This is a genomic window from Litoribrevibacter euphylliae, assembly GCF_042646085.1.
GTDB classification, from domain to species: Bacteria; Pseudomonadota; Gammaproteobacteria; order Pseudomonadales; family Litoribrevibacteraceae; genus Litoribrevibacter; species Litoribrevibacter euphylliae.
This window is the reverse complement of record NZ_JBHRSZ010000001.1, coordinates 169,390-185,973: the sequence shown is the minus strand read 5'-3', so window position 1 is coordinate 185,973 and position 16,584 is coordinate 169,390. Positions and strand designations below refer to the sequence as shown.

Here is a 16,584-nt window from a genome sequence, read left to right as displayed (position 1 = left end):
TATCAACCACATTCAGTCACAGTAATGGACAGCGCTAACACTTGGATGAAGTATGCATTTTAGTTTTGTTGCAAACATTGCGTTATCTGCAGCCTGCCTAGTCTGGCTAGCCGTTAGTGCATACTATCTGTTTTACAGCAGTAAGAAGCACTCCAAAATTACACGAAAGATCAGTGTCGCTCTTGCTTTTCATAGTACCTTGATTGCAACCCTAGTCCTCACCAGCTTATTGTCCCTTCCTCAGTTCAGTACCTTTTTCCAAATTCAAAGTGAAGTTCCCCAGATGATTTCAGGGATCATGGCGCTATCTCTGGGTTTACTCTCCATCAGCTGGTTCCTTCCAAAAGTACTACCCAGCTATTCCAAACGCGAGAAAGAGTTGGAAACTTCGCTATCTGATACCACCAGCCACCTAAAGTCACTGTATTCCTTGTCTCAGGAAGGCGTGATGCTGGTCTATGCCGATTCTTTTGAAATTCAACAAGCAAATAATGAAGCCAAGCGTGTACTGAATCTGGTCAACCAAGGAAGTGATCAATTACTGTTACCTAGGGCTATGAAGGAGTACCTTGCGAACTGGCTCAAACATGGCCGTTCTTCAAGCATTCTTAGTCTTCCCAGTAATCATGGCATCGTAACCTTGAACCTGGATATCTCTTCCTTTGCCATGGAAAAGTCTCTGGTTCTGCTGGTTCAATTTAAAGACATTGAAACCGTTCCTGACTCTTACAAGTCGTCGTTTGAGCATGAACATTCATTTGAAGTACAACTTATCGAACGCTTTGACGATCTATTAAATATTCAGGCAGGCACTGCCACAGAGCTAATCACACAACTGGCAAATCGTCTTGCCAATTTCTCGTTATTTGATTACGTCGCTCTGCTCGAAACGGACCACAAAGCACAAACCACCTCATACCGTATGGTGTCTGAGCTTGGACAACAAACCCAACACTTTCTTTCGAAAAACCATTTCGAAGATCGCATGTTAGATCCTAACAATGGGATTCAACTCTACAGCCGCGTTTCAGAATTAAAACTCCCTAAAGAAATTACCGAAGTCATTGATGCCAATAGTTCTCTGACCGTGATTAATTTGGACGACCAACTGAATGAACAATTCACTCTGATTCTCTTTACTCGCAAAGCAAGCAAACTAAATAGCGCTGTGATGGCGTTAGTCGAGCAACTTCGAACGCAAGTGTGTTATCGCATCAATCAGCTCAGTCAGAGCAATATTCAAAAGCAAAATGCGCTGCTGCAGAAACAACTAACCACCATTATTGAGTCCAGTGCTAACGCAATTATTCTGACCAATACAGACTTTATGATTGAATACATCAATCCAAAGCTGTGTGAAACCAGTGGCTATGATGAACAGCAGTTAATTGGCCGTCCGTTCAGCCAACTCTGTCCGATTGAAGACAACCCGCTAATTCATCGCAGCATTCGCGACCACGTCAGCAGCAATCAACCTTGGTATGGCGAAGTCGTTCAGAGAGATCGTCAAGGTCACCTTCGCTGGAGTAACCTGCAACTCTCCTTTATGCACGACGAACAAGGTGACGTTTCCCATTACATCATGCATTTGGAAGACCGAACCGAACTCTATCTGGCGCAAGATGAAATTAATCAGCTAACGCACTTCGATCCTCTGACCAACTTACCGAATCGCAACCTACTGACGCTGCGAATTAAGTCTTCAATTGAAGAAAACACCTCCAAGAACATCATTGCCTTGATGTATTTAGATTTGGACGGGTTCAAGCACATCAATGATTCTCTAGGACACCACAGCGGTGACCGCTTGTTAAAACAAATCGCAGAACGCCTCAGCGATCACTTAACACCCGAAGATACTCTTGCCCGCCTAGGCGGAGATGAATTCGCCATTTTGATCCCGAATGTGTTAGCCAAAGGCTCCATTGTGAACTTAGTCAGCAGCATTCTGGATACCATTTCACTGCCAACTATTATCGGCGATAACTCGGTGGTATTAACCGGCAGCATCGGTATCACTCTGTTCCCACAGGACGCCCAAACCGTTGAGGAACTGCAAAAGAACGCCGATCTGGCCATGTATCAAGCGAAGAAAGAACAAGGCAACTCCTATCATATATATACGCCGGATCTGAATACTCAGGCGGTGAAGCGATTGGATCTGGAACATCGACTCAGACAAGCCATACAAAATGAAGAGCTGGACGTTCACTTCCAGCCGCAAGTCGACATTGAAACCGGAGAAGTGGTTGGGGCAGAAGCCTTAGTGAGATGGACAGATCCGGAACGTGGCCCCATTTCTCCTGTGCAATTTATCCCACTTGCCGAAGAAACTGGCTTAATTGCGGAACTTGGAAATTGGGTAATTCATCAATCATGCGCTTATTGCCGTGAATTTATGGCGCACGTTAAAGGGCCATTTAAGATTGCCATTAACTTGAGCGCCTACCAATTCAAACGACCAGACCAGCTTCTGCAAGAACTCGAAGCCGCACTTTATAATCATACGCTTCCACCAGAATGCCTAGAGTTAGAGTTGACTGAAAGCATGCTGATGGAAAATGTCCAGTCCACAAAAGAAACCTTGAAAGCACTGCATGACAAAGGCATTTCACTGGCCATTGACGATTTTGGTACCGGCTATTCGTCACTCGCGTATCTTAAAGAATTCCCTATCGATAAACTGAAAGTCGACCGCTCATTTATCAAAGACGTTAATCGCAGCAAAGACGACGCCGCCATTACTACGGCCGTGATAGCAATGGCTCACAAGTTAGGGCTGACAGTACTGGCCGAAGGCGTTGAAAACAGCAGTCAGTTGCAGTTCCTGATCAACCATAACTGTAACTACATGCAGGGCTTCTATTTCAGCAAACCGCTCCCCGCTGACGATTTTCTGGATCTATTGAAAGAAGACGAACGCGCACCGGATCTTTTAAAAGGCCTCCAATAACATCGTGAACACCCCTATTTCCTCTTCATCACAGACATTCTCTGTAGAAGCTATCGGTACCGTACTCTCACCCTACAAACAGAAATTCGGAATCCCAAGACAACCCGGTTTGGTAAAGTACGCCACGGGCATTATTGAGCTTCATGAAAAATACAGTCGACCAGAAGCCTTCGACGGCATCGAACAATACTCACACCTTTGGCTAGAGTTCTATTTTCATCAAACCGCCGATGCCGACTGGAAACCCAGCGTTCGCCCTCCAAGATTGGGTGGAAATAAAAAGATTGGCTGCTTCGCAACACGCTCAAACTTCCGACCCAATAACCTCGGTTTGTCTGTAGTGCGCTTTGATCGAATAGAAATACAACACGGGAAAGTCAGATTACATATTTCAGGACACGACCTACTCGATCAAACACCCATTTTGGACATAAAGCCTTACATTCCATACAGCGACAGCCTGCCTGATGCTCAAGCGGGTGTATTTGAGAAAGAGCCCGAACAAACCCTTAACGTTCATTTCTCAAACCAAGCTAACCAAGATTTAGCCATCCACCAACAGCAATACCCAAATCTCACAAGCTTTATCCAAGAGGTTCTTATACAAGACCCTCGACCGGCGTATATGAGAACCAAGGCCAATCGAAATGACTTTTCAATTCAGCTTTATGATCTCGACATCAAATGGCGTGTCGAAGATAACAGCATTGAGGTCATTGAGGTCATAAAGCTGTGACAAATTTATCAACAACCAGTACAACAGCAACCACCCTCTTCAAACTCTGCTTTTGGGGGCTTCTCGTTACCACCATAGTTGTGTGCTTAATACCGACCTCTTCCAATCAAGGGATTCCTCACCTTGATAAGATCATTCACTTTACCAACTATTTTGTTCTCGGGTTGTTGGTATCCAAAAGTTACCCAAACAAACCCTTCTTTCCTGCCCTGTGGATAACTCTTTTTTGTTTTAGTTTCGCCATCGAAGTCTTACAAGAGCTCACAGGTTATCGTAGTTTTTCACTCTTGGATTTACTCGCCAACGGAGCAGGCTTACTACTCAGTGGCTATGTTCTTGGTAGCCATGTTATGAGCAACCATATTAAGAGCAACCATGTTCCAAACGAACGGTCAGCCAAACAAAAGACACAATAAATACCGATCAAACTGTATGATCTCGCTCACTGATATATACTTAGCGCTTATTGCTCTAACAAGGTTCCTGAGCAACGCGTTTTATCACCTAACAAACTGAGTACCTGAATGACCGTTCCTGAAATAGCCAACTTTAAAGAATACGATTTAGATCGATCCCTAACCCGAGCATTGAGCATTAACGGGTTCCGTTCTCCAACGCCAATTCAGGAAGCCGTGATCGGCGATATTTTGGCTGGCAAAGACGTCATCGGCTGTGCACGTACAGGTTCAGGAAAATCTTTGGCATTCATGCTACCAGTCACTCAGCTACTGCTTAAACCAGCAGAACGAGATGTCCGTGGGCCTCGTTGTATCATCATGAGCCCAACGCGAGAACTGGCTCACCAGCTACACAAGAAGCTGAAAGAGCTACTGACGTTTACCAATCTGCGTTGTGAATTAATGAGCAACGCATCAGACCTTAAAGAACAAGAAAAGTACCTTAAAAAGCCGGTCGACTTTTTGATTGCTACCCCGGGTCGTCTAATCGATCACACTCAAAACGGCACCGTAAACTACAGCCGATTGGAAGTGCTGATTCTCGATGAAGCCGACCGTATGCTGGACATGGGCTTCCGTGACGATTTGAATTACATCATTGAACAATGCCCGGAAGATCGACAAACACTGCTGTTTTCGGCAACACTCGATCATCCGGATACCTTGGACGTTGCACGATCGGTGATGTCAGCACCAATAGAGCACATTATCGATACCGTCGATCAACCACTCGACAACATTCAAGAGCATTTCTATCGTCTTAAGGGCATCATTCAGAAATTTGATTTATTAACTCATCTGATCAAAGAGCAGCCTAAATTAAAGAACATCGTCTTCATCACGTCTCGCGCCGCAGTTGAACAACTGTCGGCACGATTGACCGAACAAGGCTTGGAAGTGGTTTCACTGCACGGAAAAATGGCCAAAACTGCTCGCGATGAAGCCATGTTGAAATTTAAGAGTCTTGCTCAAGGCACCCTCGTCACCACAGATCTGGGTGCGCGTGGTTTGGACGTTCTCGACGTCACACGTGTTATCAACTTCGACATGCCGACGAAACCAGAAGACTACGTACACCGGATTGGACGCACCGGCCGACTTGAACGTAAAGGCACAGCTATTTCGTTTGTATCATCAGGAAAAGACACTGAAGCCCTGAATGCCATTCGAGACTATTTGGATCGTTACATTCCGCTTGATAACGATCCGCTAGCACCCGTACAAAAAGGTAAGCCAAATAATCGCAATCATTCAAAGAAACCGCCTTCCAAACCGAAACGCGGTAACTTCAAAGGCAATGCCGATGGCATGGCGCCGTTAAAACGCAAAAAATAATGTTGTTACCCTCACGTTAAACATTGGCAGAGTGCCTCAGATCCCGAACATAAAAAAGCCCAGAATTACAGACTCGTAATTCCGGGCTTTTTTATGATTCATCACACGCTAACGAATCAACTTACCAACCACTCGACCTGCCGGTCCTTCCATGGCCTCCATTGGCTGGTCAAACATAGCCAACGAATCTTGATCGCATTTGGTAATGTCCACTTCGATGCCATCATCGCCTTTGGTAAGAGTCAAAAAGTGCTCATCAGTAGTTTCAGAAGTGAATACAGCATCAGCGCGTAACATAGGTTGTGGCTGACCTTTCACCATCATTTGATAGACATTATGGCAACCACCAAACAACGTTCGTTCATCATTCAGTAACTGCATTTCATCACTACAGCCTGATAACAGAGCGAACACCGAAACCGCACCACACAGACTGACAGCACGCCCACTCAAACGACCTTGAGTAAAACCAAACTTCATACTACTTCATCTCCCTGCAGTTGCCCCACTTACATGCAATGACAACCGATTCATTGTTACAGCTGCCCTGATACACTTCATCCGGCCAGTTCGAAACCAATACCTTCACGGCACCTCTTGGGCACTCTTTTTCTGCCCACAATTTCTCCACTAAATACAAAGAGCGACCAGTACGGGGAGTATCTTTGACTACCGCGCGCTGTAATTGCATTTTTTGCTCTTGTAAGGAGCGGTTGCTCTTTAAATCATTTAACTGAGCTGCCATTTGAGGGTTAATCTGCACAAGGTCAAATCCCCCCTGCTTATAGCGATCCAACGTGGATAAACAGACATTACGTTTTTCTTTTGGGTCTACTTGTAGGATGGCATTTGATTGTTGCTCAGCGTTCTGAACCGCTGCATACACCATTTGCTGAGACATGGCCGTTGCCCCATCCCAATTACCCTGATTAAACATGGCCATATGATAAGTAAAATGCTCATCAGCAGACTTGATTAACTCACCATTTCGCAAATGCCAATCACGTACCGCATAGTTCGCTGCCGCTTCTAAAATACCGTCCAACTGAGCACAATCGGCCGCTACCAATCGAAGCTTAACTTCCTCTGTGATGGCCCACTGAACCGCTTGTTGTTGGCGTTCGGCTTCTGAAATCACTTTCTGTGGCGCAGCACATGCAGCTAAAAACATGGCCGCTACCAAGATAACCAGTTGTCTCATCATTAACCCTCAAGTTCTGATTTATTCAGATGTAATAAATTGTTATCAGTATAACAAGTTTTAATAGTTTACAGTCTAATGCAAGGCGAATAATCTGTAGAAACTTCTAACTACTTCAAACAGTTATATACGCTATAGTGTATGAAAGTTTAGACCGAGTATTCTATGTCAGAGTCCTGATTTCTGTTACCCCGATGATCAGCGCTTTGGATTTCTCCAACTCGATCTGTCATGGACTTGTTTAGAAGTTCTCTGGTTTTTATTGACAGTAGTCATGAACTTTAACTATGCGGTGATTAGAATAGCCACCGAATCCAACTCAAGATAAAGGAACGTCTCTCTTCATGAGTTCAAATATATTAGTGATCAACTGCGGTAGCTCCTCCCTTAAATTTTCAGTTGTCGACAGCGCTTCAGGCCAACAACCTATTACCGGGTTGGCTGAACGACTGGGAGATACAGGAGCCGTGGTATCCATTAAGTCGTCAGGGAATGACAAAATCATCATCGACATTCCCAACGGCGAGCACGACAAAGCGTTATCAACCATTCTCGATCATTTGCAGCAACAAGATCTGTTAGAGACGATCCAAGCAGTCGGACATCGGGTCGTGCATGGTGGCGAACAATTCACCGATTCCACCGTCATTGATGATCAGGTTTTATTGGCCATCGAAGCTTGTAATCACTTAGCGCCATTACATAACCCGGCTAACCTGATCGGTATCAGAACCTGTCAAAAGTTGTTGTCCAACGTGCCGCATGTAGCAGTGTTCGACACCGCATTTCACCAAACGATGCCAGAGCAAGCCTATCTCTATCCGATTCCGTATGAACTCTATAAAGAACAAGGCATTCGCCGTTACGGTTTTCATGGCACCAGTCACAGATACGTTTCTATGGCTCTGGCCGATACCCTCGGAAAGCCGCTTGAATCATTGAACCTGATCAGTGCCCACCTGGGTAATGGCTGCAGCGCAGCCTCCATTCAAGGCGGTAAGAGCATCGACACCACCATGGGTCTAACGCCATTGGAAGGTTTGGTGATGGGGACACGCAGCGGTGATGTCGACCCAAGCCTGCATCACTTCTTATGCTCACAGATGAAGATGTCGATTGACGAGGTGAATACCTTACTCAACAAGAAGAGCGGTCTGCTTGGCTTATCCTCATTAAGCAACGACATGCGTACTCTCGAGCAAGCAAGCCAGGATGGGAACCAGCAAGCCGAGTTAGCCATTCAAGTGTTCTGCTATCGTTTGGCAAAACACATTGCCGCGTTAGCTGTTCCATTAGGCCACATCGACGGGCTGATCTTTACCGGCGGCATTGGCGAAAATTCCGTGGCCATTCGTCAACGGGTCTTGGCACTGCTTGCTGTTTTAGGATTCAAAATAGACGATGAGCAAAACAAAAGCGCAGGTAAATCACAGCACGGTTTGATTACCCAGCCTGAAAGCACACCAGCTTACGTCGTCAACACCAATGAAGAGTGGATGATTGCAAAAGATACTCAAGCAGCTATTCAGTGAAGCAGTAATCCAGTAAAACCAGTTTGAACCGTATTTTCTCATTATTTAATTATTAAGCAGGAGACATCTGCTGTGGCAATAAAACTTTTTCTCTCCCCGGTCAGTTCCAGCACGGGTCTAACGTCTATCAGCGTTGGTCTACTCCGTGCTTTGGACGAGCAAGGTCTAAAAGTCGCCTTTGTTAAGCCCATTGCTCAAATACATAAATACGATGAAGGGCCTGAGCGCTCAACCCGTATCGTTCAGAACACTACGACTCTAGAGCCACCAACACCGATTTCCTTGAAATACGCCCAAAAGTTGATTGGTGACGGTAAGCTAAACCGCCTAATGGAAGAAGTCGTAGGCATGGTTGAACAAGCCGCTGATGGTTTCGATGCGGTTATTATTGAAGGCCTGGTTCCTGAAAACGAACCTTTCATTGCCAAACTCAACGTGGAGATGGCTCAGTCATTAAATGCTTCGGTATTACTGACCGCTTCGCCAACCATGTTTGGTAGCTACAAAGAATTTGAAGATCGCATCAGTATCACCAGCAGCCTATTTGGTTCTGGCAAAAAGAACACTGTCATTGGCGTTATTGTTAACAAGCTAAACAGTCCATCAGCCAAAGCAGGCCTTCTTGATGCCAAGATCACCGTTCAGACCGATAGCGAATTTGATGAAATTGAAACCATCAAATCTCTGAGCATTTTCCATGGTCCTCATCGTCTGTTAGGAACCATCCCTTGGTCTCCGGATTTGATTTCGCCAAGAACTACGGACGTCTGCAATCACCTGAAAGCGGAGTTTGTGTATAAAGGACAAGCCGATGAGCGTCGCGTAGATCACATGGCGTTATGCGCTCGAACCGCCGCCAACATGACTGGTTCCTTGAAACCCGGTTCATTGATCATCACACCGGGGGATCGCCACGACATCATTATGGCTGTCTCACTCGCTGCCCTAAAAGGTGTGCCATTAGCTGGTCTTGTTGTAACTGGTGACTACACGCCACCAGAAAGCATCATCGACCTTTGCCGACCAGCATTGGAAAGCGGTTTACCTGTGATGAAATCTTCGCTGGACAGTTTCTCCACTGTAAGTCGTTTGAATCAAATGAACAACGAAGTACCGACCGATGACACCGACCGGATCAACATGGTAATGAGTTCGGTTGCGAGCAACATTGCCGGTGAAGAGCTGAGAGATCTACTGAAACTGCCAGAAGTCAGCCGTATGTCGCCACCCGCCTTCCGCTATCAATTGGTTAAACGTGCGCAAGCAGCCAATAAGCGAGTTGTCCTTCCTGAAGGTGAAGAACCGCGTACTATTCAAGCGGCAGCCATTTGTCAGGAACGCGGTATTGCAAACTGTGTGTTGATCGGTAAAGAAGAAAAGATTCTAGAAACTGCCAAAAACCAAGGCGTTGAACTACCTTCCAACATTGAAATCATTGACCCAGACAAAGTTCGCCATAACTACATCTCACCATTTGTTGAATTAAGAAAGCACAAAGGCGTGACCGCTCCAATGGCAGAAGCCATGCTGGAAGATACCGTAGTGCTTGGAACCATGATGTTGGCAATGGATGAAGTGGACGGTCTGGTGTCAGGCGCAATTCACACCACTGCCAATACCATTCGTCCTGCACTTCAGCTGATCAAAACCAGCCCGGATGCGAAGCAAGTATCTTCCATCTTCTTCATGTGCTTACCAGAACAGGTTTTGGTCTACGGTGACTGTGCGGTGAACCCTGATCCAGACGCTGAGCTACTGGCCGATATCGCGATTCAGAGTGCCGATTCTGCAAAAACTTTCGGTATTGATCCAAAGGTTGCGATGATCAGTTACAGCACAGGCAAATCAGGCTCAGGGGCTGATGTTGAGAAAGTGATTAAAGCTACGTCGATTGCTCAGGAAAGAAGACCGGATCTGATTCTTGATGGACCACTTCAGTACGATGCCGCAGCCATTGAAAACGTGGCGAAGAGCAAAGCGCCAGATAGCCCAGTGGCGGGTCAAGCAACTGTCTTTGTATTCCCAGACTTGAATACAGGTAACACCACCTACAAAGCCGTTCAACGAAGCGCCAATGTGATCAGTATTGGCCCTATGCTTCAAGGTTTAAGAAAGCCGGTGAACGATTTATCTCGTGGCGCCTTGGTAGAGGACATTGTTTACACCATCGCACTTACTGCAATTCAGGCAAAACAAGCAGCGGAAAAAATGCTGTAAGTATTAGCCTAAACAAGTAAGCCCTAAATAACCTAGTATTGAAGATCTTCACTACTGGGTTATTTTCTTTTTAGCGCCTCTAACTCAGCCGCTACCAATTTCTTTCGGAAACATTTCCCATCAATCTACCAAACCATTCTCTTAACATTTGTTATGGTGAGTCACTAACGCCTTAAGTAAGATCAACTCGCTTTACTTAAGGATTTTCGGGAAACACCCTCAAAAATAAGTCATTTATTCGCATTTACAGTCCGAAAAGCCTTAGAAAAGGCCACCTTCTCTCTTGGTTTTAAAATAAAGTCATCATAAAATTAGCTAACACGTGTTAGCTGAAAAACAGGTTTATCATGCTTAGCTTCTTACCACCTACCCTCAGAGGAATCCTTGCTAGTATTCTTTTGATTACTAATACCCTCTTCTGGACGCCTCTGCTGTTTACTGCGGCAATATTCAAATTATTATTGCCTTTTAAAGCGGCACGCAAGGTAACGGACTTCTTTGTCATTCGTATTGCCCAAAGTTGGATTTCCTGCAACAGCGCCTGGATGCATTTAGTTCAAAAGCTTGATTATCAGGTAACGGGCTTAGATCAGCTCAAACATGAAGGTTGGTATCTGGTGACCTCGAACCACCAGTCTTGGTCCGACATCACCATCTTGCAGCATATCTTCAATCACAAGATCCCATTCTTTAAGTTCTTCTTAAAACAAGAGTTAATCTGGGTTCCCATCATGGGTCTAAACTGGTGGGCGTTGGAATTCCCATTCATGAAACGTTATTCCAAAGAGTTTCTGGAAAAGAACCCTCATCTCAAGGGTAAAGACATGGAAACCACGCGCAAAGCGTGTGAAAAATACAAGCATAATCCAGTGGCCATTTTTAACTTCTTGGAAGGCACGCGCTTTACCAAAGCAAAACACAAACGCCAGAATTCACCATACAAACATCTACTGAAACCCAAAGCCGGTGGCGCAGCCTTTACGCTGGAAGCCATGGATGGGTTGATCAATAAACTGGTCAACATCACCATCGTCTATGAAGAAGGTACACCGATGGATTACTGGTCTTTCATGTGTGGCAAGGTTAATAAAGCCCGTATCGTGGTGGAAGAAGTGATTATTCCACCCGAGCTTCTAGAAGGTGATTACACGAATGACCCTGAGTTCAGAGCTGACTTCCAAGATTGGATTAGCGCACTTTGGCAGGAAAAAGATCAACTGATCACTCAACTGAAATCAGAACAAAACAGTACCACAACACAATCCATTGCAGACCCCGCTTAAACGCTCGGCTCAGCAACTAAAAAGGCGATCATAAATTGATCGCCTTTTTAGTTTTTTGAAAATAGACAACTTAGTGCTTTCTATCCTCTATTCCGAAGGACCATATAAAAAATAGTAAAGACCTAATAACGTCAAAGCTGAAATGAAAGTTAATTGGTAACTAACCGCTAAATACCAATCTTTTTTCGAGCATACTTTAGAATCAAATCATCATCCGTAAGGTCAGGGTGTCTAGCTCTTCCTCTTACTAAAACCATTGCATAAACGATCACTCGCGAATCCAGTCTCTGATACCACCATGGTGGTAGAATACCGTCCTCAATGGCTTGCCCTTCAATGTAATCAACCGTGACCTTTCTAAAAACAAAGCCCAGAATTCCCCCAAGTAAAATCAGTATTACTCCTGAAATCAGGAGAAACTCCTTTGAAAGCAGCTGTTCCATGAACTTACCAAGCTCACTTTGTTAAGAAGTCACAATGTTAGAATGTAATCCAACGCAAAAAACAGCATTGAAAGTAAGAACGTTATCAAGAAACAAAACGCAATCCTTCGATCTTTTATTCGAGCATGCTCCAAAATTGCATAGTCATCAATAATCGACCGCTTAGAAGGGCGTCGCATTACGATTAATACGGCATAGGCACCAATTCTTGAGCCAATACCTTTGTCCCATAATGGAGAAGACTTGCCATCTTGTGCCATTTTCTCTTCGATAAAATTGACTGAAATTTTCCTAAAGACCATTCCTATAAATAGTGAAAAAAGCAGAGTGAATACTCCAAGATAGACAAATAGATTCATCTCATTCCGAAGACCCATACATAAAATTGAATACAGCTACAACAACCAGAAAAATAATTAAACTCAAAAGAAAGCATACAGCCAAATACCAGTCTTTTTTGCGTGTATATTTAATAATCGAGTAATCATCCACAAGAGCACGGTTTACAGCTTTCCCCCGGGCAATCACTACCGCATAAGAGCCTATACGGGCGCCAATTCCTTTATCCCACAAAGGAGGCTCTTTTCCTTCCTTGGCCATTTGTTCTTCAATGTAATCTACCGTGACCTTTCTAAAAACAAAGCCCAGAGTTCCCCAAACTACAAACAGTATCCCCCCTGAAATGAGAAGAAATTCTTCAGAAAATATAAACTCCATCAATCATCTACTCATCTAAAACCAGTTTGTATTTGAGCTAGTATCATAAGCAAAACCAGCTAATTTTTTTCCATAAGTGTCAACGCCTTTTGCTGCAACATAACCAGCAACTAAACCAGCCCCAATAACAAACACCCAACCAACAGGAGTTGCGAACATTGCGACACTCAAAGCGGCTTTAGCTACTGCAGAACCTACAATAACACCAGCTGCAGTTCCTGCACCAAATCCTACGGTCTCCGTCACAGCCGTACGCTGCCAATCTTTACCCGCTTTGTAATCAGCATGAACATTATTCACACGTAAACCAGCATCCAGAAGAATAATACCCTTACCGCCATAGTTAGAAGCACGTTCAAAGTTTCGAACCAAATTAAACTCTTTCATTGAAGAAAGCATAATAGGCTTACTGGTTCTAGCGCCTTTGGCCTGGTTAATGCCTCGCTCTGCGTTGGTCCATACATTACCGCGCTTACCCACTTTCCCCATGTACTTATTAATTTCAGCTTGGAACCTTGCATGAAACTCCTTATGCAGCATTCTTGCTTTTTGTTCCAGCTTCATAAGCTCCATTTTAGGAACCTTCGCAATATGGGCTGCTCTCACCTGCTCTAACGCCTTTTGATAGTTAAGTGCCGATTTAGCAAAGACACTCATGCGGCTTTCCATAGCAGTCGCCGCTGCCCCAGAAAGCCCTGGAAATTCGGAGACAGCCTTAGGGATTGCAATATCTGTTAAGTATCTTTTGCTATGTTGACCAAAAGGCTGAATTTCGTTTTGATATAGCTCTGACAATGCCAATAACATTTCAGAACCATAAAACTCATTCATATCTGATATGTTTCGCCTTTCAGAAGCCGACAAAGATTGAATCTTCTGAAACATCAAAGCTAAATCCGGTCTCATTTGCTGCCAAGATTGTGGTTGAGCTGTGTTTGGACGAATGATGTAAGGTGTTCCCTTTTGGATAACCGGGCCGGATAGGTGAGGATTATCCAATTTGAACTGTTCTTCTGATGCTTGGCTACCTGGAAAGCATGGAGTTTGGGTAGTGCTGGACGCACTGAGGCATAGTTGAATTTGATCTGACATACCTGATCCTTTGGTAATGTTTGATAAGTCCTTTGAGGCGCAACTTTACCATTGAGAATCAGATAGTCATAACACCAGAGTGTGACCTGAACAGCAAAAATAAGAATGCTGTCAATAACCTACAAAAAGAAGCGAATGGTCAGGCGAGTTTTCTAAGTACCAGATACGAATTTAGACTCAGATAGCCCCACCGTTGACCATTACTCAAAAAAGGCGTTCTGCCCTAACTAAGACGGCATCACCCTCGGCCCCATCCAATTTAAGGTTTCTTCTGTTTGTTGGGTGGGCTTGTACTCTGCTGCGACATACCCACCGTATGTACTGTCTTCAATGATCTGGAAGAATTGTTTCAAGGCCAAACCGCCAGTTCCTGGTTCTCCTCGTCCTGGCATATCAGCAAACTGAATATGCCCAATTTGATCCGACTTTGTGGATAAATCATGCCATAGGTTTTCGCCCATCATCGCCATATGATAGAGATCGTATTGTGCTTTGATGTTCGAGTGGTTGAGACGATCCATCAGTGACCATAAGTGCTCTGCTCGATGTACCAAGAAACCAGGCATGTCTTTGGTATTAATGGCTTCAAAGGTAGTAAGGATATTATGCTCTACCAACGCATCCGCTGTTTTCACCAAGTTCCACTCAAAGGTCTGCCAGTACTTAGTTTCTTTTTCAGCGTCAAGGCAGCGACCCGCAAGCACATTCACTGCCTTCACCTCTAAAGCAGTTGCATATTGAATACACAAGTCCAGTGCTTGTGAATAGTCTTCCGTTAATTCAGGCACCGAAGCTAAGCCTTCACCTCCGGTCATCAGATCGCCAGCGGGTACATTGATCAAAACGATCTCAACTTGCGCAGCCTCTTTCGCTTTAACTAGATCTTCTACGCTTTCTTCGTAAGGAAACTGAATTTCAACCGACTCAAAACCACACGCACGCGCTTTCGCAAATCGTTCTAATAAAGGCACTTCGGTAAACATCAAAGATAAATTGGCACATAACTTCATGATTACGTATTCTCCGCGCTTAGTTTGTCTTGGTTTTAGCCGTGTATTGTTCAATCAAGGTACAAGGGTCTTGTTCCTTGTAGCCATTACTGCTGTGCATCCGCATCAACTCAGCACCTAAGCCAGCCATTGGGATAGAAGACTCCATAGTTTTGGCTAAATGATTGGCCATATCCAAATCTTTCAATAAGGTTTTGACGTGCCATTTAACGTCATCAAAATCCCGAGAAGCCATTCTTGGACCAGTCAGCTGCAATGGAATGGAATCAGCAAATCCTCCTTTGAGTGCTTCAGGAATCTGACCAGCATCCACTCCTGCTTTCTCCGCCATCGCCATCACTTCGGCCATCACTAACACATTGCAACTTACGATCATCTGGTTGCAAATCTTCGTGACCTGACCACAGCCTACCGGCCCCATTCGTGTCACTCGTTGTGATAGAGGTTCAAGTACCGGAGTCAGGAACTCAATCGTAGAAGCATCGCCGCCGCACATGATCGCTAAAGTCCCTTGCTCAGCACCCGCAACACCGCCTGATACCGGGCTATCAACCCACTCAATGCCGGTGGCTTTCTTGAGCTCATCAGCCATTGTTCGAGTCTGTTCAGGATCGATACTGGAAAAGTCGATCAAATAACGCGCTTTTGAATTCCTGTTATTTTGAACAGCTTGAACAATGCCCTGTTCACCAAACACGACCTCCCGGACTGCATCCGTATCCGAAACACAGGTCATTACCACATCTGAATCAACGACTAACTCAGCGATAGAAGCTTTAGCAATAGCGCCTTCATTCACCACAGAATCCAACTTGGTAGCAGATCGATTCCATACATTTACTTGGTAGCCTGCGGCCAACAGTCGTTTGGTCATTGGCGTCCCCATTAACCCTATGCCAATAAAGCCCAGAACGAGAGATTGCTGAGTCATACTTTTCACCTATTTCCGTACACATTACCGATTCGCTTAACCATCATCTTTGATCAAAAAGTGATCTAAGTCATTAAGGCGTCATTTGAGTGACGTATATTAAAAGAGCTACCCGAAAGGAAAGCAAATTAAGGAACCGTTAAACAATAAAAATTAACACCAAGACGATTAAACCAAGGAGTATAGGTATGTCGAAGATTAAAGTGGGTCAGAAGGCTCAGGTTACCCGAAAATTCACAGAACATGACGTTGGCCTGTTTTCAGAATTATCTCTGGATTTTAACCCTGTTCATTTAGACCCCGATTTCGCAGAGAAATCCATATTTGGACAACGAATTGTTCACGGGATGCTGGTTTCCAGCCTTTTTTCAGGACTGTTAGGGAAACAACTTCCAGGCGAAGGCACTAATTATGTAGGCCAGAATCTGAAATTCAAAAAGCCGGTGTATCTGGATCAAGAAGTAACAGCTATAGTCGAAGTCACTGAAGTGCGCGACGACAAACCCATCATTACCTTATCCACTACGTGCGTAAACGATGAAGATGAAGTCGTAATCTCTGGCGAAGCAGTTGTCTCATATAAAGGTTAATTAGCTACCAGTAAAAAGGCCTCTGAGCGAATACTCTGAGGCCTTTTTACTAAATTCAGATACTAAGTGCAGTAACTATTAATAAT

The 16,584-nt window shown here is 44.6% G+C and carries 16 protein-coding genes; 8 read left to right on the top strand and 8 right to left on the bottom strand.

The features are described 5' to 3' along the window. Positions 1–52: 52 nt before the first annotated feature. From ACFOEK_RS00710 to ACFOEK_RS00695, 4 genes are all read left to right on the top strand, one after another. Positions 53–2,953 (top strand): putative bifunctional diguanylate cyclase/phosphodiesterase, encoded by a 2,901-nt coding sequence (locus tag ACFOEK_RS00710; RefSeq protein ID WP_386714658.1) that lies wholly within the window; start codon positions 53–55, stop codon positions 2,951–2,953. 4 nt (positions 2,954–2,957) lie between these two features. Further along, positions 2,958–3,689 carry a tRNA (N6-threonylcarbamoyladenosine(37)-N6)-methyltransferase TrmO gene (gene tsaA, locus ACFOEK_RS00705; protein ID WP_386714655.1) on the top strand — a complete coding sequence of 244 codons (732 nt, stop codon included), beginning with the start codon at positions 2,958–2,960 and terminating at the stop codon, positions 3,687–3,689. Continuing rightward, entirely contained in the window at positions 3,686–4,105 is a 420-nt protein-coding gene (locus ACFOEK_RS00700) for a VanZ family protein (protein WP_386714652.1), read from the top strand. Before tsaA ends, ACFOEK_RS00700 begins: the two co-directional genes overlap by 4 nt. A 108-nt stretch (positions 4,106–4,213) precedes the next feature. Next, a complete protein-coding gene (locus ACFOEK_RS00695; protein ID WP_386714649.1) occupies positions 4,214–5,482 on the top strand; it encodes a DEAD/DEAH box helicase in 1,269 nt (422 codons plus the stop codon). Between the two features lie 108 nt (positions 5,483–5,590). On the opposite strand, the gene ACFOEK_RS00690 is transcribed toward ACFOEK_RS00695, so the two are convergent. Then, positions 5,591–5,962, bottom strand: a complete 372-nt coding sequence (locus ACFOEK_RS00690; protein WP_386714646.1) for a hypothetical protein — start codon at positions 5,960–5,962, stop codon at positions 5,591–5,593. A gap of 1 nt (position 5,963) precedes the next feature. Further along, positions 5,964–6,683 carry a hypothetical protein gene (locus ACFOEK_RS00685; protein ID WP_386714643.1) on the bottom strand — a complete coding sequence of 240 codons (720 nt, stop codon included), beginning with the start codon at positions 6,681–6,683 and terminating at the stop codon, positions 5,964–5,966. Positions 6,684–7,027: 344 nt separating this feature from the next. Here ACFOEK_RS00685 and ACFOEK_RS00680 point away from each other — a divergent pair, with 344 nt between their 5' ends. The 3 genes from ACFOEK_RS00680 (at position 7,028) to ACFOEK_RS00670 (ending at position 11,715) form a co-directional block, all read left to right on the top strand. Then, positions 7,028–8,215, top strand: a complete 1,188-nt coding sequence (locus tag ACFOEK_RS00680) for an acetate kinase (protein WP_386714640.1) — start codon at positions 7,028–7,030, stop codon at positions 8,213–8,215. A gap of 72 nt (positions 8,216–8,287) precedes the next feature. After that, entirely contained in the window at positions 8,288–10,432 is a 2,145-nt protein-coding gene (gene pta / locus ACFOEK_RS00675; RefSeq protein ID WP_386714637.1) for a phosphate acetyltransferase, read from the top strand. 347 nt (positions 10,433–10,779) lie between these two features. Next, on the top strand, positions 10,780–11,715 hold the full coding sequence (locus tag ACFOEK_RS00670) for an acyltransferase (protein WP_386714634.1): 936 nt from the start codon (positions 10,780–10,782) through the stop codon (positions 11,713–11,715). A gap of 167 nt (positions 11,716–11,882) precedes the next feature. On the opposite strand, the gene ACFOEK_RS00665 is transcribed toward ACFOEK_RS00670, so the two are convergent. The 6 genes from ACFOEK_RS00665 to ACFOEK_RS00640 form a co-directional block, all read right to left on the bottom strand. Then, entirely contained in the window at positions 11,883–12,158 is a 276-nt protein-coding gene (locus ACFOEK_RS00665) for a hypothetical protein (protein ID WP_386714631.1), read from the bottom strand. Between the two features lie 29 nt (positions 12,159–12,187). Then, positions 12,188–12,418, bottom strand: coding sequence for a hypothetical protein (locus tag ACFOEK_RS00660; protein WP_386714628.1), 231 nt, complete (start codon positions 12,416–12,418; stop codon positions 12,188–12,190). 100 nt (positions 12,419–12,518) lie between these two features. Next, the gene (locus tag ACFOEK_RS00655) at positions 12,519–12,875 is read right to left on the bottom strand and encodes a hypothetical protein (protein ID WP_386714625.1); all 357 of its coding nucleotides are present in this window, start codon (positions 12,873–12,875) and stop codon (positions 12,519–12,521) included. A gap of 15 nt (positions 12,876–12,890) precedes the next feature. Continuing rightward, on the bottom strand, positions 12,891–13,967 hold the full coding sequence (locus ACFOEK_RS00650; RefSeq protein WP_386714622.1) for a hypothetical protein: 1,077 nt from the start codon (positions 13,965–13,967) through the stop codon (positions 12,891–12,893). A gap of 227 nt (positions 13,968–14,194) precedes the next feature. Beyond that, complete coding sequence (locus tag ACFOEK_RS00645; protein WP_386714619.1) at positions 14,195–14,977, bottom strand: hydroxypyruvate isomerase family protein; 783 nt, start codon at positions 14,975–14,977, stop codon at positions 14,195–14,197. Positions 14,978–14,996: 19 nt separating this feature from the next. After that, a complete protein-coding gene (locus ACFOEK_RS00640) occupies positions 14,997–15,908 on the bottom strand; it encodes an NAD(P)-dependent oxidoreductase (protein WP_386714616.1) in 912 nt (303 codons plus the stop codon). 188 nt (positions 15,909–16,096) lie between these two features. Here ACFOEK_RS00640 and ACFOEK_RS00635 point away from each other — a divergent pair, with 188 nt between their 5' ends. Continuing rightward, positions 16,097–16,498 carry a MaoC family dehydratase gene (locus ACFOEK_RS00635; protein WP_386714613.1) on the top strand — a complete coding sequence of 134 codons (402 nt, stop codon included), beginning with the start codon at positions 16,097–16,099 and terminating at the stop codon, positions 16,496–16,498. Positions 16,499–16,584 lie beyond the last annotated feature (86 nt).